At 64.3% G+C, this 25,105-nt stretch carries 20 protein-coding genes; 14 read left to right on the forward strand and 6 right to left on the reverse strand.

The window, feature by feature from the left end; genetic code table 11:
* Window positions 1–37: 37 nt before the first annotated feature.
* From P6U23_RS37270 to P6U23_RS37290, 5 genes are all read left to right on the forward strand, one after another.
* Window positions 38–1,024 carry an ABC transporter substrate-binding protein gene (locus P6U23_RS37270; protein WP_407177262.1) on the forward strand — a complete coding sequence of 329 codons (987 nt, stop codon included), beginning with the start codon at window positions 38–40 and terminating at the stop codon, window positions 1,022–1,024.
* A gap of 6 nt (window positions 1,025–1,030) precedes the next feature.
* Complete coding sequence (locus P6U23_RS37275) at window positions 1,031–1,816, forward strand: ABC transporter ATP-binding protein (RefSeq protein WP_407177263.1); 786 nt, start codon at window positions 1,031–1,033, stop codon at window positions 1,814–1,816.
* Entirely contained in the window at window positions 1,761–2,633 is an 873-nt protein-coding gene (locus P6U23_RS37280; protein ID WP_407177264.1) for an ABC transporter permease, read from the forward strand. The genes P6U23_RS37275 and P6U23_RS37280 overlap by 56 nt, the downstream gene beginning before the upstream one ends.
* A gap of 201 nt (window positions 2,634–2,834) precedes the next feature.
* The gene (locus P6U23_RS37285; protein ID WP_407177265.1) at window positions 2,835–4,364 is read left to right on the forward strand and encodes a hypothetical protein; all 1,530 of its coding nucleotides are present in this window, start codon (window positions 2,835–2,837) and stop codon (window positions 4,362–4,364) included.
* Between the two features lie 142 nt (window positions 4,365–4,506).
* Window positions 4,507–6,546: a glycogen debranching protein gene (locus tag P6U23_RS37290; RefSeq protein ID WP_407177266.1), complete on the forward strand. Its 2,040-nt coding sequence runs from the start codon at window positions 4,507–4,509 to the stop codon at window positions 6,544–6,546.
* A gap of 218 nt (window positions 6,547–6,764) precedes the next feature.
* Here P6U23_RS37290 and P6U23_RS37295 read toward each other — a convergent pair whose 3' ends face one another.
* The gene (locus P6U23_RS37295) at window positions 6,765–8,183 is read right to left on the reverse strand and encodes a M20 family metallopeptidase (protein ID WP_407177267.1); all 1,419 of its coding nucleotides are present in this window, start codon (window positions 8,181–8,183) and stop codon (window positions 6,765–6,767) included.
* 871 nt (window positions 8,184–9,054) lie between these two features.
* Window positions 9,055–9,387: a DUF1203 domain-containing protein gene (locus P6U23_RS37300; protein WP_407181712.1), complete on the reverse strand. Its 333-nt coding sequence runs from the start codon at window positions 9,385–9,387 to the stop codon at window positions 9,055–9,057.
* A gap of 535 nt (window positions 9,388–9,922) precedes the next feature.
* Between P6U23_RS37300 and P6U23_RS37305 the strand changes: the two genes are divergently transcribed.
* From P6U23_RS37305 to P6U23_RS37320, 4 genes are all read left to right on the forward strand, one after another.
* Window positions 9,923–11,551, forward strand: coding sequence for an ATP-dependent Clp protease adaptor ClpS (locus tag P6U23_RS37305; protein ID WP_407177268.1), 1,629 nt, complete (start codon window positions 9,923–9,925; stop codon window positions 11,549–11,551).
* A gap of 150 nt (window positions 11,552–11,701) precedes the next feature.
* Window positions 11,702–13,753 carry an FUSC family protein gene (locus P6U23_RS37310; protein WP_407177269.1) on the forward strand — a complete coding sequence of 684 codons (2,052 nt, stop codon included), beginning with the start codon at window positions 11,702–11,704 and terminating at the stop codon, window positions 13,751–13,753.
* Window positions 13,750–13,959 (forward strand): DUF1656 domain-containing protein, encoded by a 210-nt coding sequence (locus tag P6U23_RS37315; protein ID WP_407177270.1) that lies wholly within the window; start codon window positions 13,750–13,752, stop codon window positions 13,957–13,959. Before P6U23_RS37310 ends, P6U23_RS37315 begins: the two co-directional genes overlap by 4 nt.
* Window positions 13,956–14,828: an efflux RND transporter periplasmic adaptor subunit gene (locus tag P6U23_RS37320; RefSeq protein WP_407177271.1), complete on the forward strand. Its 873-nt coding sequence runs from the start codon at window positions 13,956–13,958 to the stop codon at window positions 14,826–14,828. Before P6U23_RS37315 ends, P6U23_RS37320 begins: the two co-directional genes overlap by 4 nt.
* A 49-nt stretch (window positions 14,829–14,877) precedes the next feature.
* Here the strand turns inward: P6U23_RS37320 and P6U23_RS37325 are convergent, their stop codons facing one another.
* The 3 genes from P6U23_RS37325 to P6U23_RS37335 form a co-directional block, all read right to left on the reverse strand.
* Complete coding sequence (locus tag P6U23_RS37325) at window positions 14,878–16,119, reverse strand: dienelactone hydrolase family protein (RefSeq protein WP_407177272.1); 1,242 nt, start codon at window positions 16,117–16,119, stop codon at window positions 14,878–14,880.
* Window positions 16,120–16,368: 249 nt separating this feature from the next.
* Window positions 16,369–19,572: an efflux RND transporter permease subunit gene (locus tag P6U23_RS37330; protein WP_407177273.1), complete on the reverse strand. Its 3,204-nt coding sequence runs from the start codon at window positions 19,570–19,572 to the stop codon at window positions 16,369–16,371.
* A gap of 42 nt (window positions 19,573–19,614) precedes the next feature.
* The gene (locus tag P6U23_RS37335; RefSeq protein ID WP_407177274.1) at window positions 19,615–20,859 is read right to left on the reverse strand and encodes an efflux RND transporter periplasmic adaptor subunit; all 1,245 of its coding nucleotides are present in this window, start codon (window positions 20,857–20,859) and stop codon (window positions 19,615–19,617) included.
* 98 nt (window positions 20,860–20,957) lie between these two features.
* Here P6U23_RS37335 and P6U23_RS37340 point away from each other — a divergent pair, with 98 nt between their 5' ends.
* Together P6U23_RS37340 and P6U23_RS37345 are read left to right on the forward strand one after the other, a co-directional pair.
* The gene (locus tag P6U23_RS37340; RefSeq protein ID WP_407177275.1) at window positions 20,958–21,557 is read left to right on the forward strand and encodes a TetR/AcrR family transcriptional regulator; all 600 of its coding nucleotides are present in this window, start codon (window positions 20,958–20,960) and stop codon (window positions 21,555–21,557) included.
* A 264-nt stretch (window positions 21,558–21,821) separates the two neighbouring features.
* Complete coding sequence (locus P6U23_RS37345; protein WP_407177276.1) at window positions 21,822–22,853, forward strand: LLM class flavin-dependent oxidoreductase; 1,032 nt, start codon at window positions 21,822–21,824, stop codon at window positions 22,851–22,853.
* A 272-nt stretch (window positions 22,854–23,125) separates the two neighbouring features.
* Here the strand turns inward: P6U23_RS37345 and P6U23_RS37350 are convergent, their stop codons facing one another.
* Window positions 23,126–23,701 (reverse strand): TetR/AcrR family transcriptional regulator, encoded by a 576-nt coding sequence (locus tag P6U23_RS37350; RefSeq protein WP_407177277.1) that lies wholly within the window; start codon window positions 23,699–23,701, stop codon window positions 23,126–23,128.
* Between the two features lie 111 nt (window positions 23,702–23,812).
* Between P6U23_RS37350 and P6U23_RS37355 the strand changes: the two genes are divergently transcribed.
* From P6U23_RS37355 to P6U23_RS37365, 3 genes are read left to right on the forward strand one after another with little or no spacing between them, the layout of a single operon-like run.
* A complete protein-coding gene (locus P6U23_RS37355; protein ID WP_407177278.1) occupies window positions 23,813–24,076 on the forward strand; it encodes a hypothetical protein in 264 nt (87 codons plus the stop codon).
* A gap of 11 nt (window positions 24,077–24,087) precedes the next feature.
* The gene (locus P6U23_RS37360) at window positions 24,088–24,780 is read left to right on the forward strand and encodes a PspA/IM30 family protein (RefSeq protein WP_407177279.1); all 693 of its coding nucleotides are present in this window, start codon (window positions 24,088–24,090) and stop codon (window positions 24,778–24,780) included.
* Between the two features lie 11 nt (window positions 24,781–24,791).
* Entirely contained in the window at window positions 24,792–25,070 is a 279-nt protein-coding gene (locus P6U23_RS37365; RefSeq protein WP_407177280.1) for a YiaA/YiaB family inner membrane protein, read from the forward strand.
* Window positions 25,071–25,105 lie beyond the last annotated feature (35 nt).

Genomic DNA, 25,105 nt, shown 5'->3' on the forward strand with positions numbered 1-25,105 from the left:
CTAGAGGCTTGAGGCCACACCCGTCAGGAGCACATCCATGAGACGTTTGCTGCCATTCTGCGCTGCCGTGACGCTTGCGCTGACCTTCGCGCAAGCCTCCCGCGCCGCCGAACCCATCACTTTCATACTCGACTGGTTGCCGGCCGGCGACAAGGCCGCGGTCTATCTCGGCGTCGAAAAGGGCCTGTTCGAAGCCGAGGGTATCAAGGTCAATATCCAGTCGGGCCGCGGCTCGAGCGACGTGGTGACGAAACTGGCAACCGGCGCGGCCGATATCGGGACCGGCGGGCTCGCTGCTCTCCTACAGGCAAAGGCGGCCGACAACGTGCCGGTGAAGGCCGTGATGTCGATCTACACGCTGCAGCCGGACGCGGTCTTCACCACCAGCGAAAACGGCATCAACAGCCTGAAGGATCTCGAGGGCAAGACGGTCGCGACGGCGACCTTCTCCTCCTCAAACGTCTCCTGGCCGCTGGTGTTGAAGGCAAACGGCATCGACGCCGACAAGATCAAGCTCTTGAAGGTGGATCCCGGCGCACTCGCGCCGATGCTTGCGTCCGGCAAGGTGGACGCGACCATCAACTGGCTCACCGTCGCGCCGGCCTTCGCCGGCCCGCTCAAGGAAGCCGGCAAGTCGTTCAAGGCGCTGCCATGGTCCGCTTACGGCTTTGACGGCTACGGCCTGTCCGTGTTCGTGTCCGACAAGATGCTCACGCAACGGCCCGAGACCGTGCGCAAATTCCTCAAGGCCTATAAGCAGGCGAGCGAGATGGCGATCGCGGACCCGATGGCCGCGGCGAAAGCGCTGAAAGCCATGGTGCCGGAGGTCGACATCGATACGGCCGTGGAGCAATGGAAAGCTTCCATTCCGCTGATGGTCAACGACATCAGCAAAAAGGACGGCGTTGGCGCGTTCGAGCCCAAGTTGCTGGCGACGACGTGGAAGTGGGTGGCGGAAGCGCAGAGTCTGCCGCTGGACAAGCTCGACCCGGAGAAGGCGGTGAGCCGCGAGTTTTTGAAGTGAGATAAGATGGCTCTCGATCCGCCTGTGATTCAGTTCACCGATGTCGGCCAGAGTTTTCTCGGCGCTGACAGTCACCGCATCACTGCGCTCGACGGGCTTTCCTTTGGCATTGGCCGCCATGAATTCGTTGCCGTGCTCGGTCCGTCCGGCTGCGGAAAATCCACGCTGCTGCGGCTGATCGCCGGGCTCATTCGCGCAAGCGCGGGCAGGGTGGAGATCTTCGGCACTGAGGTGACCGAGCCGCGCGACGAGATCGGCATCGTGTTTCAGAAGCCGACGCTGTTGCCCTGGTTCGACGTGCTCGGCAATGTCACCTTTCCGATGCGCCACAAATACGGCTACGTCAGCGATGTCGAGCGCCGGCGCGCCCGCGACCTGCTGGCCCTGGTCGGCCTTTCCGATTGCGCGACGCGCCGGGTGGACGAGCTGTCCGGCGGCATGCAGCAGCGCGTGGCGATCGCCCGCGCGCTCCTGCTCGACCCCGATATTCTCCTGATGGACGAGCCCTTCTCCGCGCTCGATGCGCTGACGCGGGACGAGATGAGCTTTGAGCTCTTGCGGATCTGGACCGAGCGCCCGAAGACCGTGCTGTTCATCACCCATTCGATTCCCGAGGCGCTATTGCTGGCCGACCGCGTCATCGTCATGACGCCGCGCCCCGGACGCGTCCGCGAAATTCTGGACGTGCCGCTCGCCCGCCCACGCTCGATCAAGACGCTTTCGGAGCCCGCGTTCCATGAACTCGCGAACCACATTCGCGGCCGGCTCTTCAGCCGCCCCGTCGCGGCGTGACCAGCGCATCGGAGCAGGTGATGAGGCCGTGAAGCCCGACAAAGCCAATCGTCTCGGCATACTGCTCGATCGCTTTGCCCCGCCGCTCGCCTTCATTGCCCTGATCCTCATATGGGAAGGCGCGACAAGGCTGTTTGCGATTCCCTCTTTTTTGCTGCCGTCGCCCAGCGCTATCCTGCAGACACTGCTGGCGACGCCGCTCTCCGTATGGCTCGGACATATCTGGGCGACCTTGCGCGTTGCCTTGATGGGCTATGCGCTCGCCATCATCGTATCGGTACCGCTCGCCGTGGCGCTTGCGTCCTCGCGCTTTCTGTCACGCACGCTCTATCCTTTGCTGGTGGTGGTGCAGTCGACGCCGATCGTCGCCGTGGCTCCGATCATCGTGGTGACGTTGGGCGCCTCCGACCTGCCGCGCGTCGTCATCACCTTCCTGATCGCCTTCTTTCCGATCGTGGTCTCGACCGTCACCGGCCTGCTCTCCACCCCCGAGGAACTGATCGAACTGTCGCGCTCGCTGCGCGCGGGCCGCGCCCGGGAGATCCTGCATGTGCGGCTGCCCTTTGCGCTGCCGCATCTGTTCGCGGCGTTGAAGATTTCGACCACCCTCGCCGTCATCGGCGCCGTGGTCGCCGAGTTTGTCGCCGCGGGAAAGGGGCTCGGCTTCTTCATCGCGTTCTCGACCTCGTTCTTCAAGATCCCGACCGCTTTTGCCGGCCTGGTGGTGCTGGTGACGATCAGCCTGATCCTGTTTCGCCTGGTTGGCCTCGCGCAGAAGCTGCTGGCGCCCTGGTCGCTGCCGAAATCGCAGCGCTGAGTGGTACGCTCGATACACGCGCTCAAGTCAAACCCATCATCCTGAGGTGCTCGCGAACGCGAGCCTGGGAGGGCAAGGGCCCGGCTCTCGCAGCGGGGCCGTCCATCCTTCGAGATGGCCGCGTTGCGGCCTCCTCAGGATGACGGTCGGAGATGCGTTGCTCTGGTCTATTGAATAGACTCACGGTGCGATGTGAAAGTAATGATCGTTCTCGACCAGCAGGCAACAACCATCATGACATCGTGCCGCACGGCGACGGCAATAATGATCGCGTTGTTGGCCGGCTCTGAAGCCTTCGGCCAACAAGCGCTGGCGCCCAGCGGCATGGCGCGCATCGGCGAAATCGATCCGCGGTTTCAGTCCTACAATATCGAGATGGTGGAAGTGACCGGCGGCCGGTTTTGGAAGCCCTATGGACGACGTCACGCATCGGTCGCTCGGGACCTTTACGAATACCGGCCGCCGATCGACCTTTCCGACACAAGGCTGCGAAATCTCGCATCCGCATTGGCGCCCGCTTACGTGCGGGTCAGCGGGACCTGGGCCAACGCGACCTATTTTGCGGATTCGGAACCAGCGCCGGCGACACCGCCGGCAGGATACAATTCCGTGCTGTCGCGCGCGCAGTGGCGCGGCGTGCTCGACTTCGCGCAAGCGGTCGGTGCGCGGATCGTCACGTCTTTTGCGGTGAGCGCAGGCACGCGCGATGCAGGTGGCGCCTGGATGCCGGAGCAGGCCTCCCGCCTGCTCGCCTATACCCACTCCCTGGGTGCGCACATTGCCGCTGCCGAATACATGAACGAGCCCACGCTCGCCGCACAAAACGGCGCGCCGTCGGGATACGACGCCACAGCCTATGGACGGGACTTCCGGACCTTTCGGGCCTTCATGCGACAGGCTTCACCGGAGACCCTGATCGCCGGCCCCGGCAGCGTCGGCGAATCCGCCACCGGCACGCCATCCAGGATCAGCACGCGCGATCTGCTCGTCGCCTCCGGCGCCGATATCGACGTGTTCTCTTATCACCATTACGGCGCGCTCTCCCCACGTTGCGGCGGCCGCGAGACGCCGAACCAGGCACTGTCCGAGGCTTGGCTCGCGCGAACCGATCACGCGCTGGCCTTTTATAAGGCCCTTCGCGACCAGTTCGCGCCGGGCAAGCCGATCTGGCTGACGGAAACCGCCGATGCCGCCTGTGGCGGCAACGCCTGGGATGCGACATTTCTCGACAGCTTCCGCTATCTCGACCAGCTCGGGCGATTGGCCAAGGCCGGCGTTCAAGTCGTCATGCACAATACGCTCTCGGGAAGCGACTATGGCCTGCTGGCGGAGCGGAGCCTTACGCCCCGGCCGAACTACTGGGCCGCGCTGCTGTGGCGCCGCCTGATGGGGCCAGTCGTGCTCGACCCAGGTCAACCAACGCAGGCGGGACTTCATGTCTACGCCCACTGCGCTCCTGACAAAGCCGGCGGCGTTTCCATTCTCGCAATCAACATGTCGCGCGATATGCTGCGGGCGCTTGCGATTCCGCTCGCCTCCGAACGGTATGTGCTGAGCGCCTCGCGCCTGCAAAGCACCTCCGTGCAGCTCAACGGCGCAACGCTGCGCCTGGCGGACGATGCACTGCCCGCCATCACCGCAAAACCAGCGCCCGCCGGCATAGTGACATTGCCGCCGGCCACGATCACCTTTTTGGCAGTACCGCTCGCGGCGAATCCCTCCTGCCGCTGACGATACGACCATCAGCCGATACGTGCACAAAATACGGACGTCCTCGACGCTGGACATTATACTCCCGCTGCGCGACCCTCCGGCGAGCCGCCGCGTTATTGTCACGCGGGCTGTTGGGACAACGCGCATCCAAGGGACCCGCATGGCGAGCAACGGCGCAAGTCTCGGAGGCGAACCTCTCGAAGGCAAGCCTTGGCCGCTCGGCTGCTCCTGGGACGAATTGCAACAGAGCTATAATTTCGCGTTGTATTCGAGGGATGCAAGCGCGGTCACCTTGCTGCTCTATGACGAGCGCGACTTTGCGACGCCCTTGCGCATCCTGCCGTTCGCCTTTCCCATCAACAAGACCGGTCGCGTCTGGCACCAGCGGGTGCCGACGGCGACCGTCGACGGTGCGAAATACTACGCGTACCAGGTTGACGGCCCTTATGAGCCGAGCCGCGGGCTGCGCTTTGATCGCAACAAGGTCCTGCTCGATCCTTACGCGACGGGCGTTTTCTTTCCGCCGGCCTTCAGCCCCGAGGCGGCCATTGCCCCAGGATCCAACGCCGGGCGGGCGCCGCTCGGCATGCTGCCCGAACGGCTGATCGCGCCACTGTCCGCCCGGCCGCAAGCGCCGCGCCATGGTCACGACCTGATCATTTACGAGATGCATGTGCGCGGCTTCACCCGCCGCGCCAATTCGAACGTCCCCGGCAACGAACGCGGCACCTATGCCGGCGTGGTAGCCAAGATTCCCTACCTCACATCGCTCGGCATCACCGCGGTCGAGCTGCTGCCGGTGCATCAGTTCGAGCCGGGGCTGGGTAATTATTGGGGCTATATGACGCTGAATTTCTTCTCGCCCCATGCGCAATACAGCGTCGACGGCACGCCGCAAGGCGCGCTGCTGGAGTTTCGCTGGATGGTGGACGAGCTGCACAAGGCCGGAATCGAGGTGCTGCTCGACGTCGTCTACAATCACACCTGCGAAATGGGCAATGGCGGCCCGACCTATTCGTTCCGCGGCATCGACAACTCGACCTACTACGCCCTCTCGCCGACCGATCTTTCCGAATATGTCAACTACAGCGGCTGCGGCAACGACTTGCGAACCGCCCATCCCGCGGTGCGGCTTCTGGTGGTCGACAGCCTGAGATATTGGGCGACAGCAATCGGCGTCGACGGCTTCCGCTTCGATCTCGCCTCGATCTTCGCGCGCAACGAGGACGGGAGCCTCAATTCGGAAGACCCGCCGATCGTCTCCGAGATCAGCAACGATCATAACCTCGCCGAGATGCGGTTGATCGCGGAGCCGTGGGATGCTACAAGCGGCTATCTGATGGGGCGCGCCTTTCCCGGCAAGTCCTGGAGCCAGTGGAACGACCATTTTCGCGACACCGCGCGCGGCTTCATCAAGGGCGACGGCGGCCTGATCGCCGATCTCATGACCCGCCTCTACGGCAGCACGGACCTCTTCCCCGACACGGTGATCGATGCCGACCGGCGCTATCAAAGCATCAACTATATCGATTGCCATGACGGCCTCAATCTCTGCGATCTCGTCAGCTACACCAGCGACGCGCAGCGTAGCTGGAATTGCGGCTACGAGGGCGGCCACAACGTGCCTGCCGAGGTGGCGGTCCTTCGCAAGCGGCAGGTCAGGAACTTCTGCTGCCTTTTGATGCTTTCGAACGGCGTGCCGATGTTCGTGGCGGGCGATGAGTTCATGCACACGCAGCGTGGCAACGCCAACGCCTATGACCAGGACAATGAGACGACCTGGCTGGACTGGGACCTCACGGCGCTCAACGCGGACGTGCTGCGCTTCTTCAGTATGATGATCGCCTTTCGCAGGGCGCATCCCATCATCGGGCGCAGCACCGGTTGGGGCAGCGATTGTAGCTGGCACGGCACGGCCGGCGATCCGGATCTCTCGAACGCCTCGCGCGCGATCGCATTGCGCCTGCATGGTACGCGTTCAGGCGACCTCGACGTTTACGTGATGATGAATGCCTATTGGCAGACGCTCAGCTTCGCCCTTCCCTCCGCTTCGCGCTGGCGGCGGCTGGTCGACACGTCGCTGGCGAGCCCGCTCGACATCGTGGCGGAAACCGATGCCGTGCCGCTTGATCTTGCTTCGTATGAGGTCGGGCCGCGCTCGACCGTGGTGCTGATTTCGGGCGCGGGAGGGGTGGCGTGATGCTCTCTACTGCTCCAAGCCATGATCAAGTTGAGCGGCGAGCGTCCTACTTAGCACCGTCATCCTGAGGTGCTAGCGCAGCGAGCCTCGAAGGATGAACGGCCTCGCTGCAGCCGCCCGGGCCGTCGCCCTTCGAGACGGCCGCTTCGCGGCCTCCTCAGGATGACGGTGATAGCTGAGCCTCTGTTTCGGCTAACAGGTTAGCATAAGCCTCGCCCCTACACCCGCGCCATGTCGAGCGGGGGCGCGACCTCGTCCGGGATCGGACAGCGATAGGGATGGCGCGCGGTGCGCGCGGCGTGGTCACCCTTCGCGGCCGCAAGCAGCGCCTCGTCGCTCAAGAGCTTGCACGCGGTCGCCGCCATGACCTTGGCGACATGCACCATGCCCTTGTGCGCGGCCGGCATCTTGCCCTGCGCCACGAGCTGCCAGGAATGCAGGGGCGTGCCGATCGCCATCATCGCGCCATGGGCCTGCACCGTCGGCACCGCCCAGCTCACATCGCCGACATCGGTCGAGCCGCGCATGAGCTGGCGTGGCGCCTCGCGCGGTATGATCTTGTCGCACAGCGGCGCGTCGCCACGCATCTCGCCGACCGTGCGATAGACACTCTCGAGATCCTGATCGGTGAGCGTTGCCTGAATCTTCTTCGCGAAATCGCGGTCGGCCGCATCGAACGGCGGCGGGCCGAGCTGCTGCAGCACGTCGTGCATCGCGCGCTCCAGCGGCTCGTTGCCAAGCAGGTTCGAAACCGCGCTGATGATCTGCGCCTCGACTTTCGTTTCGGTCATCAACGCCGCGCCTTGCGCCACCTTGCGGACGCGCTCCACCAACTCATGCATGCCGGCAAGATCGCGCGCCCGCACGGAGTAACGGACCTTTGCACGCGCCTGCACGACGTTCGGCGCGATGCCGCCGGCCTCGAGCAGGGCATAATGGATGCGCGCATCGCTCGGGATGTGCTCGCGCATATAGTTGACGCCGACATTCATCAGCTCGACGGCATCGAGCGCGCTGCGGCCAAGATGCGGGGCCGCCGCGGCATGGGCCGCGCGGCCTGAGAACGTGAAATCGATGCGGGTGTTGGCGAGCGACACCGCCGGCATCACCTCGCAGAAACTCGCGGGGTGCCAGGAGATGGCCGCATCGACATCGTCGAACGCGCCGTCGCGCACCATGAAGGTTTTTGCGGCGCCGCCCTCTTCCGCCGGGCAGCCGTAATACCGCACGCGGCCCTTGAGCCCGTTCTTCGCCAGCCAGTCCTTCACCGCGACGGCCGCGAGCATGGCGCCGGCGCCGAGCAGATTGTGGCCGCAGCCATGACCGTTGCCTCCGGCTTGAAGCGGGCGCGGCTCGGCAACGCCCGATTCCTGGGAGAGGCCCGGCAGCGCATCATACTCGCCGAGAATCGCGATCACAGGGCCGCCTTCGCCGGCCTCGCCGATGACAGCGGTCGGAATGCCGGCGACGTTCCTTGCGATGCGAAAGCCGTGGCGTTCGAGCTCCGCCGAGTGCTCGGCGGCGGAACGCGTCTCGGCATAACAGAGCTCGGGCATCGCCCACACCCGATCGCTGAGTGCAATCAAAGGCTCCTGCTTCGCATCGACCAGTTGCCAGACGTCGCGGCTGTCGTTCATGGGAGTTTGCTTTCCTATAGACCGGCCACACATCTCTAGCACGGCGGTGCGGATCATTTCACTTTCTCTGACAGCAGAGCTACGGCGCGCATGGTGCAGGACAGCTTCGTCGGGGCGGCTTTGAATGGTTCTGTTCCGGATTGGGCAGCGAGGAGATATCAACTTCGCTCATGCCTGCCTCGACTGGCTTTCGATTGTAAACCGCACCACTGTCATTGCGAGCGCAGCGGAGCAATCCAGACTGCCGCCGCCGATACCGTCTAGATTGCTTCGTCGCTTCGCTCCTCGCAACAACGAGAGGGACATGACTCAGCCTTCTCGCGACTCGATAGCGCCCGAGTGTTGCTGACGTTCTCGCCCTCAATACAGAGGGCGCAGGGAAAGCCGGGTGGCCGCTGCACCCGGGGCCCCCGCGCCAGAAGATTGCGCGAAAGGGCGCGTGACCACAGGTACAGGCGGATACACACCGGCCTTCCCTGCGCGAGTGGTTTACGGCTTACTTCGGGCTCTCCCCGGTGAACCAGCTTGATTGCCACCGTCATCGGCGCGATGGATAAGCATCGCGGCCGGCTTAGCGCCTGCATGGGCGCGCCAGGACCACCCGACTTCGCCGTCCGCGACGACAGCCGTTCGTCTGCCGGCATCACCGCGGCCACCGCATCCCGCCTCGCGTGTCGTGACGATCGCGATCCGCCCCTCTGCATCGAGGCGGGATAAACCTACGATACGACCGATTCGGGATTCTGAAAAACCGAAATATTTTTATGTGCGCGGCTTGACAGGATTTTGGGGCGCGCACCCGTCGGGCAAATCAGGCGACAATGGCGAGGACTGTAGGACGGATCAGCCGCGCGCGAGCCCGCTACCACATCTACGACCTATGCCCGATCGATCCGCCCGACGTAACATCCCCAACGTGCGTGATGGACGTGCAGATAGGATACGTCGCGCTTGGCAAGAAACCGCTCGCCAAGCTGCCCAGTTGCGAGCCTTGGACGACGTCGGCCGCAACTATGTGGTGTCGATGATCGAGGGCGCGGACCGACATCAATCGAGGCGACATCTGCGCCGGGATTTCGTCGTATCCTACGTACTGGCTCTCGGCGGACTCCCGCACGAATATCGGGCTGATGCTGCGGTAAGGAGAGGGTCCGGCTTGAACCGGGTACGAAAGGAGCAGGACGCTTTCGCCCGGTTTGGCCACATCGAGCGTTATGCGGCAAGGATAGTCGTCACCGGCTTTGGTTCTTCGCCGTTCGATACCTTTCAACAACAACTCTTCATTGCTCAGATTCGAAAAGCGGCCGGAAACTCTCAATTGGCAATCCGGAGAGACGGAAGGACATGTTTGTTCTCCCTTTCAAGCTTGCAATCGCTCATCGTGCGATCGGGCATCCGCCATCTGAAGAATCTTGATGTGGCCGTCATTCCGGGGCGATGTGACAGCATCGAACCCGAAAATCCCGCGCCACAACCTCTGGATTCCGGGTTCGCTCGCGCTTCGCGAGCGCCCCGGAATGACGTCCCCAGACGCTCCAGCGCGCGCGGGAGCCGGATGTGGTCGAGCCGGCACCGCTCGCCAACCGTCCAGTTGGCGGCGCAGGAGTTCTCAGCTTTCTCCCCATCGAATCCAACGAGCGGACCGTCGCAGAACTTTCATGCGCAAGGCGCTTGACGAGCGTCAACATCTATGTTCTTCATTTGTTCCGTTCGTGCTGTGGTTGTACCAGAGGTTTCCAATGGATCAAGTTTGCACTGAGGCCGAGCCTGTTCAGCTTGTTTTTCACAATGACGACAAGACGCCGTTCGATTTCGTGGTGGAGCTCTTCCGGGAGGTGTTCGGCAGGCACGAACGGGATGCCTATGCGCTCACCACGCTGATCAACCGGCAAGGCAAGGTCGCCTGCGGTCCCTTTCCCGCGTCGGTTGCAAGGGCTTTGCTTGATGCCGCGCAGACGCGCATCCGGGCCGAAGGACTTCCGCTGCTGATCACCAGCGAGGCCGCTGGCGAAACGGTCGCGGCAGATCCTTCCGACATACAGTTCGCTTGGGCCGTCGACGCGCTGAATTGGCATTTCGCCGACATCCCGCCGAACAAGCTCGTGACCATGGTGCGACAGTTTCCCGGCCACATGCGCGCGGACGTCCAGGTCGCGATCAACAAGCTGTTTGCCTCGCCGATCCGCTTCTTCGGCGCGCATGAGGAATATCGTTACGAGACGCTGTCGTTCGCGCGGCTCAAGCGTGTCGGACGCAACGCGATCCCGCTGGCGCCGCCGCAATATCACGAGATCGACGTCGGCGAAGCCGCGCCGGTCAAATGCCTGCACAATGGGCTTTGGCTGTGCGAGGCGAACGAATTTCGTTACGCCGTCGTGCTTTCTTACGATCGCGAGTACCGCCATGAGGCGATGATGCGCATCGAGATTGCGGTGCCTGGCGGCGCGGCCGGCGAAGCCTTCGCGCAACGCTGCTTTGTCGAACTGGAGAGGGCGGTACACTCCGCCCGCTCGTACCGCGGCAAGATCCTCTCACTCGACGGCGACCCTGATTACAGCGGCCGCTCGCGCGGCGTCACGGTGCATCGTTTGCCGCCGGTCGACCGCGCCGACGTGATCCTGCCGGAAAAGGCGCTCAAACTGCTCGATCGCAACGTATTGAGCTTTGTCGGAACGCGCGATGCGCTGCGCCGGCTCGGCCAATCGACGCGCAAGGGCATTTTGCTTTATGGCCCGCCCGGCACCGGCAAGACCCACACCATCCGCTATCTCGCAACCAACCTGCCTGATCATACCACCCTCATCATCACGGCCGAGCAGGTCGGTTTGCTCGGTGTCTACATGAATCTCGCGCGGCTGTTGCAGCCGGCGCTGGTGGTGATCGAGGACGTCGATCTGATCGCGCGCGACCGCGACGAGATGGGAGGGCCGTGCGAGGAATCGCTGCTCAACAAGCTGCTCAACGAGATGGATGGCCTGAAGAAGGACGCCGACATCCTGTTCTTGCTCACCACCAACCGGCCGGAAGAACTCGAGGGCGCGCTCGCGGGACGGCCTGGCCGCATCGACCAGGCGATCGAGGTGCCGCTGCCCGACGCGACCGGCCGCGGCAAGCTGGTGCGGCTCTATGGCAAAGGCCTGCCGCTCACTGACGCCGTTGTCGACGACGCGGTGCGGCGGACGGAGGGCGTCAGCGCCGCCTTCATCAAGGAGCTGATGCGGCGTATCGCGCAATCGTCCATCGCGCGCGATGGTGGCGAAACGGTCACCTCCGCTGATATCGACGAGGCGCTCGACGACATGCTGTTCACGGGCGGGCGGCTCAACGTCAAGCTGCTCGGTGGCGCACAGGCCATGGCCGAGGCTTGAGAGGAAACGGGCGCGATTTTGGATCGCGCCCTATGTCCCGAACGCCCGGGAACCGGCCGCCGCAAAGGGCGTAGATCAGCCTCGACAGTTGCCGAGCGTTGAAAGCCGGGTCACTATGTCTGGTGCGGCGCTGTCAGAGGCAGTCTAGCCATGACCCAAGACAGGCCTTTCCTGGTCCGCCACGCGGACCTGATCTTTGCGCTCAAGACATTCGCCGCCGCGATGCTCGCCCTGGTCATCGCGCTGTGGCTCAACCTGCCACGGCCTTACTGGGCGATGGCCAGCGTCTACATCACCTCCCAACCTCTCGCCGGCGCGACCAGTTCGAAGGCGGTCTATCGATTGATCGGAACCTTGGTCGGGGCCGCGACCAGCGTCCTCATGGTGCCCAACCTCGTCAACGCGCCGGAATTGCTGTGCCTCGCCGTAGCGGCTTGGGTCAGCCTGTGCCTTTACTTCTCGCTGATGGATGGGACGCCCCGCAGTTATGCCTTCATGCTGTCGGGCTATACGGTCGCGATCATCGGATTTCCCGCCGTCTCCGACCCCGGCAACATCTTCGATGCCGCAGTTGCACGCGTCCAGGAAATATCGCTCGGCATCATCTGCGCGAGCCTGATATCTTCCACATTCTTTCCGCGCGGCATCGGCGCGGCGGCCTTCGAGCGGCTAGGCTACTGGCTCGCGACCGCCCGCGAATTGTCGCGGGAGGCGCTTGCGGGAGGCGGCACCCGGCGAGAACAACGCCTGCAGCAATTGCTGCGGGAGGCCGTCGAGCTCGAGACGCTGCAAGTCCATCTCGCCTATGACCGGCTCAGCGACGTCGGCACCGCGCAGGCACTGCGCATGCTGCGGCCGCACATGCTGTTGCTGCCGGCCATCCTCGCCTCGATCAATGACCGGATCACCGCGCTTGGCCCGCGCCTGCGGACCGATCACCCCGGCCTCGCACGCCTGTTCGACGACATCTCGGCATGGATTGTCGACGACAGCGACGCGCCGCAGGCGGCGCGCGAATTGCAGGACAGAATCGAAGCACAGCGGCCGCGGCTCGGAACCGGCTCGGACTGGGATCAGATCCTGATCACCAGCCTGCTGATCCGTCTGCAAGAGCTGATCGATCTGCTGCAGGACTGCCGCGCGGTCGGCCCGGCCCTCGCGCAAGGTACGAATCCCTCGCGCGTCAGCCTCCGGTTCAAGCCCGAGAGCGGTGTTGCGCAGACACGTTATCGCGACCGCACGCTCGCGATGTGGTCGGCGGGCGGAGCGGCGGCCTCTGTCCTTCTGTGCTGCGCGTTCTGGATCGGCACCGGATGGCCGGATGGCGCATCCGCACCCATGATGGCCGCGGTCGGCAGCTCGATCTTTGCCTCGCAGGACGATCCGACCATCGGCATTCGCCGGTTCGGCGTTTGGGCGGCCGTCGCGATCATGATCGTCGCCGTCTATCTGTTCGCCTTGCTGCCGCCGATCTCGACGCTCGAGGCGTTGATCGTGCTGCTGGCGCCGGCTTTCATCCTGTTCGGCTACCTGATGGCCCGTCCCGCCACGACATCGATCGGAACCGCGCTCGGCGTGAACGCCGCAACCCTGATGGCGCTGCAATCCGCCTATGCCGCCGACTTCGTCGCCTTCGCCAATTCGTCAATCGCTTTCATCATCGGCATTGTCGCCGCTATTGTGGTGACGCGGACGGCGCGCTCGGTCGGAGCGGAATGGATCGCGCACCGCGTGCTACGCGCCGGCTGGGTCTCGCTCGCCGTGGCGGCGGAACACCGCGGCAGGCGCGACAGGGCGAGCTTTCTCGGCGCCATGCTGGGCCGCCTCGACCAGTTGGTGCAGCGGCTCGCCGCGATTCCGGAGATCGCTCGTCGCGACGTCGACAACCTCAGCCAGCTCCGTGTCGGCCTCAACATCATCGACCTACGCCGCGCCCGTCACCACCTCTCGCCGACCAGCCTGCATGCAATTGATCGCATGCTCGATCGCCTCGCCACGGCGTTCCGCTCGCATTCGGAAGGGCCGATGCCTCGGAGCCTGCTGTCCGACATCGACGCCGCATTGGCCGCGACCGTCGATGATCCCGGTGCGGCTGCCAAGGAAGACGCACTGCTCGGCCTCGTCGGGATTCGCCGGGGCCTGTTCCCGGACTCGCCGGCCTACGGGGCCCACTCTTCCCTCTCCGGGCAGCGCGTCGCATGAGGCAGGACCTGAACATCTATGGTGTCTATGTCCCCGCACTGCTGCTGGAGCTCGTGATCACCTATGCGCTGTCCACGCTGGCCTCGCGGCTGTTCGTCCGCCTCGATCTTTATCGACACGTGTGGCACCGCGCCCTGTTCGATCTCGCCATTTTCGTCTGCCTGCTCGGTGGCGTCGTCTATTTCTCCTCGGAGTTTCTGTCGTGAAGAGCATGCTCGCGTCTTTCCGCCGCTTCGCGATCACCGGCATCGCCGTTGTTGCCGCCGTGGCGGTCGGCTACCGGCTGTGGGTCTATTACATGGAGGAGCCGTGGACGCGGGACGGACGTGTCCGCGCCGATGTCGTCGTGGTGGCGCCCGACGTATCGGGCTTCGTCACCGAGGTGCTCGTCCACGATAACCAGCCGGTCCATCGCGGCGACGTGCTGTTCCGCATCGACCGCGCGCGGTTCGAGTTGGCGCTGCGGCAGGCCGAGGCGGTCGTCGCGGGAAAGCGCGCTTCGCTCGACCAGGCGAATCTCGATCTCAAGCGCTATAGCGCGCTGAGCACCGATGCAGTCTCGCAGCAGAAGCAGGAGGAAGTTCGCGCGACGCAGCTTGTCGCACAGGCTTCTTACGACCAGGCCGTCGCCGATCGCGATCTCGCCCAGCTCAACCTCGACCGCAGCGAGGTCCACGCGTCAGTCAACGGCATCATCACCAATATGGATTTGCGTCCCGGGACCTTTGTCACCGCCGGCAGGGGCGTGATGGCGCTGGTCGATACCGACACGCTGCGCGTCGAAGGCTATTTCGAGGAAACCAAACTGTCCCGCATCCACGTCGGTGACCCCGCATCGATCCGCCTGATGGGGGACAACACCCGCCTGACGGGACGCGTGGAAAGCATCGCGGCCGGCATCGAGGATCGCGACCGCACGGCCGGCAGCAATCTGCTCGCCAACGTCAATCCGACTTTCAACTGGGTGCGGCTGGCACAGCGCGTGCCGGTGCGGATCGCGCTGGACAACGTGCCGCCCAACACCGTTCTGGTATCCGGCCGCACCGCCACCGTCGAGATCCGTCCGGCGACGTGATGTCAAGCTGCTCGGCGGGCACAGGCGATGGCCGAGGCTTGATGTGCCATTATCCGGCCGCTTTCGGTGCGCTCTCGGCCCAGCGCGCCATCAATGTGTTTGACGGCAAGGACTCCTCGACCAGCTTCTTCGCCGTCTCCACGCCAGCCACCGGCAGTTTTGCGGGATCGAGCAGACCGATCTGCACCAGCACGGACGCCTGGTCCCAATAGATGTGCTCGTTGTAGAGCTTGTCGCCGCGGAAGCGGACGATCGCGACCAAAGGTATCTCGACATATTTGCCGGTCGGCGGCACGCCCGGCAGCATCCAGTCGATCTCGATGTCGTGAGTGAAGCAGAACAGCATCTCGTCGACGACGCGATCGGCGCCGATGGTGCGCGAAATCGGGATCAGCCTGGTGTCTTTCGGCGTCTTCGGGATGAAATGGTGCTTGTAAAAGCGCAAGAGATCGCGATAGCCGACGCCCCCGGTCATGGTCGGGATGTGATTGACATAGGGCTCCGCTACCATGGTCTCCATGGTTGCTTCGGCCGAGCGCGTCGCGAATTCCAATTCGGTGTGCTTGTCCCACAGCGATGAGAGATCGTAATGCGGGCCCAGCACCTTGCGGAACAGCGCGATCGAGCGCGAATGCGCCATCAAGGTCGCCGGCTTGTTGAAGCTCGTCCGCTCCGGCGCCGCGAAGGCATGATCGCAGCCGGGATAGAGATAAAATTCGATCTCGGGACGGCCGGCGAAGGCTGCCATGACCTGTGCCCGTGCTTCCGCCGGAGCGAAACGGTCGAGCTCGGCAAAGTGAAACACCATCGGGCATTTGATATTGGCAGCTTCCCCGATATCGGCCTCGATGCCGACACCGTAATAGCTGACCGCGCAATCCACATCCGTGCGCGCGGCAGCGAGGTAAGCGAGCTTGCCGCCGAGGCAGAAGCCGAGCGCGCCCACCTTTCCGGTGCACTCGGGACGGTTCCGCAGCGCCTTCAGCGCATCGGCCGCATCCTTGATCGACTGATTGGCGTCGAAGCGCTGGTAATAGTCCATCGCCTTGGCGACGTCGGCCTCGCCGTAGCCAAGCTCGATTCCCGGCGCCATGCGCCAGAACAGATCCGGCGCCAGCACGACATAACCTTCCTCGGCGTAATAGTCGGCCACGTTGCGCATCGAAGCGTTGATGCCGAAGATCTCCTGCAGCAACAGGATCCCAGGTCCGGAGCCTGATGCGGGAACGGCGAGATAGCCTTTAAACCTGCCGCCATCCGCGGCGTTGATGTCGATCCACTGTCCCGCCATCGTCTCGCCCTCCTTGTCTCGCAAGTCACGTTCACAACCGCGCCATCATTTCTTTGAGCATGATCCCTCGGGTCAAGCCCGAGGGCAAGCTTTTCGGAAAAGCGCTACGCCCGCAGGCCTATACGGCCAGGCGACGCGGATCGCGATCGCCTGCCGGCAGCAAAGCTTGCGCGCGATCACGGATCGTCTCACGCGCTCTCCTGCACACCAGCGCGAAGATCATCCCGCTTGAGCTCGCCAGCGCCTGCCTCACTCCGCCTGCTGCATGTGCACATGCCCGCCCGGCGCAATCGGCGCGGTGCTCGGGGCGTGATGCGTCAGCGGCTTCATGCCGGTGACGGTGCGCAGGAGCACGTAGAACACCGGCGTCAGGAACAGGCCGAAGATGGTGACGCCGATCATGCCCGAGAACACCGCCACCCCCATGGCGCGCCGCATCTCGGCGCCGGCGCCGGTCGAGAGCACCAGCGGCAGCACGCCCATGATGAAGGCCATCGATGTCATCAGGATCGGGCGCAGCCGCAGGCGGCTCGCCTCGATGGCGGCGCGGACCGGCGAATGCCCGGCAAACTCCAGCTCGCGCGCGAACTCCACGATCAGGATCGCGTTCTTCGCGGACAGGCCGACCAGCACGATCAAGCCGATCTGGGTGAAGATGTTGTTGTCGCCCTTGGACAGCCACACGCCGAACATCGCGGCAAACAGCGCCATCGGCACGATCATGATGATCGACAGCGGCAGCACCAGGCTTTCGTAAAGCGCCGCCAGCACCAGGAACACCAGGAGGACGCAGAGCGGGAAGACCCAGATGCCGGAATTGCCAGCGATGAACTCCTGATACGTCAGGTCGGTCCATTCGAAGGCAAAGCCACGCGGCAGCGTTTCCGCCGCGATGCGCGTGGCCGCCGCCTGCGCCTGTCCCGAGGAATAGCCCGGCGCCGCGCCCGCATTGATGTCCGAGGACAGAAAGCCGTTGTAGCGGATCGCGCGTTCGGGACCCGCGCTCTGTCTGACCTTGAGCAGCGCGGAGAGCGGGATCATGTCGCCGGACGCCGAGCGCACCTTGAGCTGGCGGATGTCGTCGGCCCGGGCGCGGAACGGCGCGTCGGCCTGGACATAGACCGAATAGGTGCGGCCGAATTTGTTGAAGTCGTTGACGTAGTAGGAGCCGAGATAGATCTGCAGCGTGTTGAAGACGTCGGTGACGGGCACCCCGAGCTGCAGCGCCTTGGTGCGGTCGATGTCCGCGAAGAGCTGCGGGACATTGACCTGGTAGCTCGAGAACAGGCCGGCGATCTCAGGCGCTTTCGACGCCGCCGCCATGAAGGCCTTGGTCGCGTCGTTCAGCGCCTCATAGCCAAGCCCGGCGCGATCCTCGATCTGCAGCTTGAAGCCGCCGATGGTGCCGAGGCCGTTGACGGGCGGCGGCGGGAACATCGCGATGAAGGCTTCCTGGATCTTGGCGTATTTCTTGTTCAGCGCCGCCGCAATCGCGGGGCCACTGAGCGAAGGATCCTTGCGCTCGTCGAACGGCTTTAAGGTCGAGAACACGATGCCGGCGTTGGAGGAGTTGGTGAAGCCGCTGATCGAGAGCCCGGGGAACGCCACCGAGCTTTCGACGCCCGGCTGCGTCAGTGCAATCTCGCTCATCTTGCGGATCACTTCCTCGGTGCGGTCCAGCGTCGCGCCATCCGGAAGGCGCGCGAAGCCGACCAGATATTGCTTGTCTTGCGCGGGCACGAAGCCGCCCGGCACCTCCCTGAACAGAAAGCCCGTTGCGGCCGCGAGCACCAGATAGACGCCGAGGACGGCGATCTTGCCGGAAATCACGCCCCTGACGCTGCCGCCGTAATTTTCCGATGCGCGCGCAAAGGCGCGATTGAACCGGCGGAAGAACCAGCCGAGCGCGGTGTCGAGCAGGCGGGTGAGCCCGTCCTTCGGATCGTGATGGCCTTTCAGGAGAAGTGCTGCGAGCGCCGGCGACAGCGTCAGCGAATTCACCGCCGAAATCACCGTCGAGATCGCAATCGTCAGCGCGAACTGCTTGTAGAATTGCCCGGTCAGTCCGCTGATGAAGGCGAGCGGCACGAACACCGCGACCAGCACCAGGGCGATGGCGATGATCGGCCCCGACACTTCCCGCATCGCCTGATAGGTCGCATCCCGCGGCGAGAGCCCGGATTCGATGTTGCGCTCGACGTTCTCCACCACGACGATGGCGTCGTCCACCACGATGCCGATCGCGAGCACGAGGCCGAACAGGCTCAGCGCGTTGATCGAAAAACCGAACATATGCATCACGGCAAAGGTGCCGATGATGGAGACCGGCACCGCGAGCAGCGGAATGATCGAGGCCCGCCAGGTCTGCAAGAACAGGATCACCACCAGCACGACCAGCGCCACCGCCTCGAGCAGCGTATGCACCACCGCCTCGATCGAGGAGCGCACGAACTGGGTGGGGTCGTAGACGATGCGGTAGTCCACCCCTTCCGGCATGTTCCTCTTGATCTCCGCCATGGTGGCGCGGACATTGTCGGAGATCTGCAGCGCGTTGGAGCCGGGCGCCTGGAAGATCGGGATCGCCACCGCCTGCTTGTTGTCGAGCAGCGAGCGCAGCCCGTATTCGGAGGCGCCCAGCTCGATGCGCGCAACGTCGCGCAGGCGCGTCACCTCGCCCTGCGGGCCGCTCTTCACCACGATGTCGCCGAACTGCTCTTCGGTCGAGAGGCGGCCTTCGGCATTGACCGAAAGCTGCAGATCGATGCCCTTGACGTTCGGCGATCCACCGACGACGCCGGCGGCGGCCTCCACGTTCTGCGCCTGGATTGCTCTGACGATGTCATTGGCGGCTAGGTCATGTTCGGCGGCCTTCTGCGGATCGACCCAGACCCGCATCGAATAGTCGCCGGCGCCATAGAGCTGCACGTCGCCGACGCCGTCGATCCGCGCCAGGCGGTCCTTGACGTTGAGGACCGCATAGTTGCGCAGGTAGGTCATGTCGTAGCGGCCGTTGGGCGACAACAGATGCACCACCATGGTGAGGTCGGGCGAGCTCTTCTTGGTGATGATGCCGAGCTGACGCACGACATTCGGCAGCCGCGGCTCGGCCTGCTGCACGCGGTTCTGCACAAGCTGCTGCGCCTTGTCGGGATCGGTGCCGAGGCGGAACGTCACGGTGAGCGTCATGGCGCCATCGGTGGTCGCCTGGCTGCTCATATAGAGCATGTTTTCAACGCCGTTGATCTGCTCCTCGATCGGCGTGGCGACCGTCTCGGCGATCACCTTCGGGTTGGCGCCGGGATAGGTCGCGCGCACCACGACCGACGGCGGCACCACGTCGGGATATTCCGAGATCGGCATCGCCAGCAGCGAGATCAGGCCGGCCAGGAAGATGAGGATCGACAGCACGCCCGCAAAGATCGGGCGGTCGACGAAGAATTTGGACAGATTCATGATGCTGGCGCGCCCTCGCGCGAAACCCCTGTTGAATGTTGGTTAGCGCCTGACGACCTGCTGGTCGCCATCGGCCGCGGCCTCTCGCAGGCCGCGCGCGCCCATGTCGGCGACTTCGGTCTTCAGAAGCGCGCCGGGACGCACACGCTGCAACCCGTTGACCACGATGCGGTCACCGGCTTGCAGGCCCGAGGTGATGATGCGTAGGCCGTCGGCGCTGCCGCCAAGCGCGACCGAGCGATATTGCGCGCGATTGTCGGCCCCGACCACCATGACGAACTTCTTGTCCTGATCGGTGCCGATCGCCCGTTCGTCCACCATCACCAGCGTCTGCTGATGCGGCTGGCCCATGCGCAGCCGCGCGAATTGACCGGGGATGAGGCGGCCGTCGTCGTTCCTGAAGACGGCGCGCACGCGAATGGTGCCGCTCTGCGCGTTCACCTGGTTATCGATGAGCTGGATATGGCCTTTGGCGGTCACCCCGTCGGAGGTCGTCATTTCGACCGGGATCTGATCGAGGTTGCCGCGCTTGCCCGAGCCGTCCGCGATCGCGCTCAGCGCGCGCAGCACGACATCCTCGTCGGCATCGAAGCTCGCATAGATCGGGTTGATCGACACCAGCGAGGTCAGCACCGGCGAGGTCGGCCCGGCCGCAACCAGGTTGCCGGCGGTCACCTCGATCTTGCCGACCCGCCCGTCCACGGGCGCCCGCACCTCGGTGTAGTCGAGATTGAGCTTCGCCGTTTGCAGCGTCGCCTCGGCGGCCTTCACATTGGCGACCGCTTCGCGATTGGCATTGTCACGCTGATCGAAATCCCGGCGGGTCACGATGTTGTCGCCGACAAGCTGGCGGCCGCGCTCGACCTCGGATGTGGTGAACACCACGCGCGCCTTTGCCGCCTCGAGCTGAGCCTCGGCCTTCTCCACCTCGGCGAGATAGGGCGCGGGATCGATCTTGAACAGCACGTCGCCGGCCTTGACCAGCGCACCTTCGGTGAAATTGGCGGACAGGATGGCACCGGCGACACGCGGGCGGAGCTCGACGCGGTTGATGGCCTCGAGCCGCCCCGAGAAGTCGTCCCACAGCGTGGTCTGACGCGGCTCGACCACCGCGACCGTGACGTCGACGGCGGGCTCGGGTGCGGCTGCGGTCGTGGTGGCTTGCGCTGCGAAGAAATAGCGATTGGCAAGCACGGAACCGGCGAGGATCACGGCCCCGGCGATGGCCAACCCTGCAAAAATGCGTCGAAAACGGCTCGGATGGGGGATGACGGCGGCTGGGGGCATTTTCGCTCTCCAATTTGTAATGCGCGCTACAAATGTGGAGCTGGACCCGGCCCGTCAAGGTGCTTATGTAGCAAATATTAAAAAATGGAGGAAGCCCCATGGCCATAGGACGCCCGCGGGCCTTCGATGCCGACAAGGCCCTGGACGAAGCGATGGAAGTGTTCTGGCGGCACGGCTATGAGGGGGCGACCATTGCCGAACTCACCGCCGCGATGGGAATAAATGCTCCGAGCCTTTATGCTGCGTTCGGCAGCAAGGAGGGCCTGCTGAAAGCTGCGCTCGACCGATATAGCGGCAAGCGTGCGGCTTTCATGCAACACGTGCTGGATGCGCCGACCGCGCGCGAGGTCGCCAAGCGCCTCTTGTTCGGAACGGCGGACCTGCAGACAGATCCCGCCAATCCGCCCGGCTGCCTCTTGGTGCAGGGCGGCCTCGCCTGCGCCACCGGGCACGAGAACGTGCCGTCCGAACTGGCATCGCGCCGCGCCGAGAATGAGGAGCTGCTGCGCGACCGCTTCAAAAGGGCCAAATCGGAGGGCGACCTCCCCGCGACCGTCGATCCCACCGCCCTGGCACGCTATCTCTCCGCACAGACGGCGGGAATGGGCGTGCTCGCCGCTTCCGGCGCCGATCGCCGCGCCTTGCGTCAGGTCGCCACGCTGGCGATGAAGGCATTCGACAGCGCGGCCGGCGGCTAGGCTTGTTTACCCCTGCCCGCTGGGAGCAGGGCTATCGCATATGGATTTCTGCTGTTCGTGCGGCAGCCGCTTCAACGAATTCGGTGTCGTCCCTGCCACAACATTGCCCTGCTCCGGCGAAGGGAGCAGAACCGACGAGCAAAATGCGAAACAATTTGTTTCGTGACGCGAGCTTGCCCGACCGCAGGGCGCCATTAATTGTCGCCTGTTTCAAGCCACAAGGCCTTATCACGCCTGCAGAACCAGGCTCAGTGAGACGCAATAATGACCACACCGCTGGAATTTGGATTGGACACCTTTGGCGACGTCACCAGAGCCGAAAACGGCGCCCTGCTGCCCCATGCGGAAGTCATCCGCAACGTCGTCGAGGAAGCGGTGCTGGCCGATCAGCTTGGCATCCACTTCATCGGCCTCGGCGAGCATCACCGCGCGGATTTTGCGATCTCCGCCCCTGAAGTGGTGCTCGCGGCGATCGCCGCGCGCACGCGGCAGATCCGGCTCGGCTCTTCGGTGACGGTGCTGAGCTCGGATGATCCTATTCGCGTATTTCAGCGCTTCTCCACCATCGATGCGGTCTCGAACGGCCGCGCCGAGGTGATCCTCGGCCGCGGCTCTTTCACCGAATCCTTCCCGCTGTTCGGCTTCGACCTGCGCCAATATGAAGAATTGTTCGAGGAAAAGCTGGACCTGTTCGCCGCGCTGTTGAACCAGGGCCCGGTGACCTGGCAGGGCAAGCTGCGGCCGCCACTCAAGGAGCAGCTCGTGTTTCCACCGATCCAGCACGGTCGCCTGAAGACCTGGATCGGCGTCGGCGGGAGCCCGCAATCGGTGGTGCGCGCCGCGCATTACGATCTGCCGCTGATGCTCGCAATCATCGGCGGCGAGCCAAAGCGCTTTGCGCCTTTCGTCGATCTCTACCACCGCGCCTTGAAGGAGTTCGGCCGCGAGCCGAAGCCGCTCGGCGTGCACTCGCCCGGCTACGTCGCCGAAACCGACGAGCAGGCGCGCGAGGAGTTGTGGCCCGACTACAAGATCATGCGCGACCGCATCGGCAGGGAGCGCGGCTGGCCGCCGATGGGGCGCGACGAGTTCATCCATGAAGCCGATCACGGCTCGCTCTATGTCGGCTCGCCGGACACCGTGGCGCGCAAGATCGCCGCCACCGTGAAGGCACTCGGGCTGACGCGCTTTCAGCTCAAATACTCGGCGGGACCGCTGCCGCATGAGAAGCTGATGCGCAGCATCGAGCTTTACGGCCGCAAGGTCGTGCCGCTGGTGCGCGACATGCTGGCGTGACGGCGCTAGCGCATGATGAGATAATCTTCAGTCGATTGCATTGGCGGCTCACCTCTCCCCAGCGGGGAGAGGTCGGATTGCAGCGCCAGATGCAATCCGGGTGAGGGAAAATCCGCTCTATGGAGAGACCGTAACCCCTCACCCGATTTGCGCCGGACGATGCTTCGCATCGCGGGAGCGAATCGACCTCTCCCGAAGGGAGACGTGAACACGGTCCGCGGCTGGTGCCGATTCAACCAAATCTCATTCGCTCCAGTAGCGCCTCGTTAGTCTCACTGCGCTGTTCGCTCTGGGGCCGGCGCGACGCCCAGGCCAGCCAGATAAGTATCGACGAACTGCGCCACCTGCTCGCGCAGTTTGTCCGGCGGCACCGCCACCATCCGTTCCTCCAGGCCGAGCGAGATGATGCCGTGCACGGCGGAGAACATCATGCGCGCTTGAAGTGCGATATCGGCGCCGTCGCGACCGGGCATCAGGCGGACGAGCGGGTCATGCATCAGCGCGAAGGCGCGCATCACCATGAGCAGAATGTCTTCCGGGAACGGACGGTCGTCCTCCATGCGGTGCTCATAAAGGGACCGCAGCAGATTGGCGTGTTCGGTGAAAAAGGCGAGATAGGTTTCGGCCAGTCCGTGGAGCTGACGAATCGGATCGTCTTTCGGCACGGCATTCAGCCGCGCCGCGAGCGCCTCCACCGTCTCCCGGTTCACGGTGAGGATCAGGCCGTCGAAGTCCCCGAACTCATTATAGACGCTGCCGATCGAGCAGTCGGCGGCCTCGGCCACATCCCGAACTTTCAATGATCTCAGCCCTTTAGCTGCAATGATGGCGCGTGCGGTCTCGAGCATGAGCGCGCGCCGCCGGCTCTTCTTCTGCTCTCGCAAAGATTCTTCTTGAACATTGTTCATTTTCGCGGTATCCATTTTGAACAATGTTCATTTAGTGCGGAGGCACCCAAAATGCAAACCCTCGCTTTGGAGATCGCGACCACCTTTGTGGACGACGCGGCGACCCTCGTGACCGGCGCCGGCCGCATCATCTTCCGCCTTGCAACGGCGCCGATCGAGCGCCTCGCCAGGGCCTGCGATGTCGCGGGCGTGCTGCCCCGCGCAAAGAGCAAGCGTGTCGCCTCGACCGCATGCCACGAACGCCTGGCGGCGCGACGCCAGCGTCGCTGGCGCAACGTCCTGTTTCCGCTGCGCTCGCTCGGCGACTTGACCTGACGGAGGCGGCGATGCGCCAATTCCTCGAACGCCTGCTTGGCCTGCTCGCCGATCTGCCGGGGCAAGCCCCCTCCGCATTGGCGAGCCTCGAGCGCGCGACCGCGGCCGCGCGGCGCGCCCACACCGCCGCCCGGCGCGCGCTTGCCATCGCCATGGCGGAGGAAGCCCGAGAAGCCGAGCGGCGCGCCGCCCTGACGGCGAAGGTCAGCGAACTGGAGCAACGCGCCGTGCAGGCATTGCGCGCCGGCCGCGAAGACCTTGCCACACAGGCCGCGGAAGCGATCGCCGCGATGACCGCTGAGATCAACGCGTCGAACCAAGCTTCGGAACGTTTCGCCGCCGAGGTGGCGCTGGCCCGACGTGAGATTGATGCCCAGCGCAGACGCCTGTCCGATCTCGATCGCGGCCGGCGCCTGGCCAAAATCAGCTCCGCATTGAACGCCGCGGCGCCCGCCTCGCGTAGCGGCCTCGACAGCTTTGCCGAGGCGGAAGCAGCGCTGGCCCAGGTCGTCGCCGAAAATCAGGACGCCCGCTTCGTGCGCGAAGAAATGGCGCCGCCCGCGGAACAACTCATCGAACGCATGGTGGATGCCGGTCTCGGCGACCCGGTCCAGGTCCGCGCCGCCGATATTCTGGCGCGACTTCGCCGCGCCGCCGGACTGCCCGCAATGCCTCTCCTCGAATCCACCTCAAACGCTCAATAAGGGAGCAAACCATGTCCCAGTCTCTGACTCATCTGGATCGTCCCACCGGCGCGTGGGTGAATTTCTCCTATATTTCGTTCGCCGCGTCCGTGCTCTTGGTCGGCGGCGGCATCTTCGCGCTGCCGCTCGATTGGTGGGTCCGGGCCTATTTCGCGATGGGAATGGCGATGGTGGTGCAATCGGCGTTCACGCTCGCGAAAACTGTCCGCGACCTTCATGAGACCAACCGCATGATCAACAGGATCGAGGAAGCCAGGACCGAGAAACTGTTGAGCGCCGACAGAACCTGAATCGAGCGGCGTTAATGCCTTATTGTTCATCGCGG

The sequence above is a fragment of the Bradyrhizobium sp. STM 3562 genome (assembly GCF_045571435.1).
Lineage (GTDB): Bacteria > Pseudomonadota > Alphaproteobacteria > Rhizobiales > Xanthobacteraceae > Bradyrhizobium.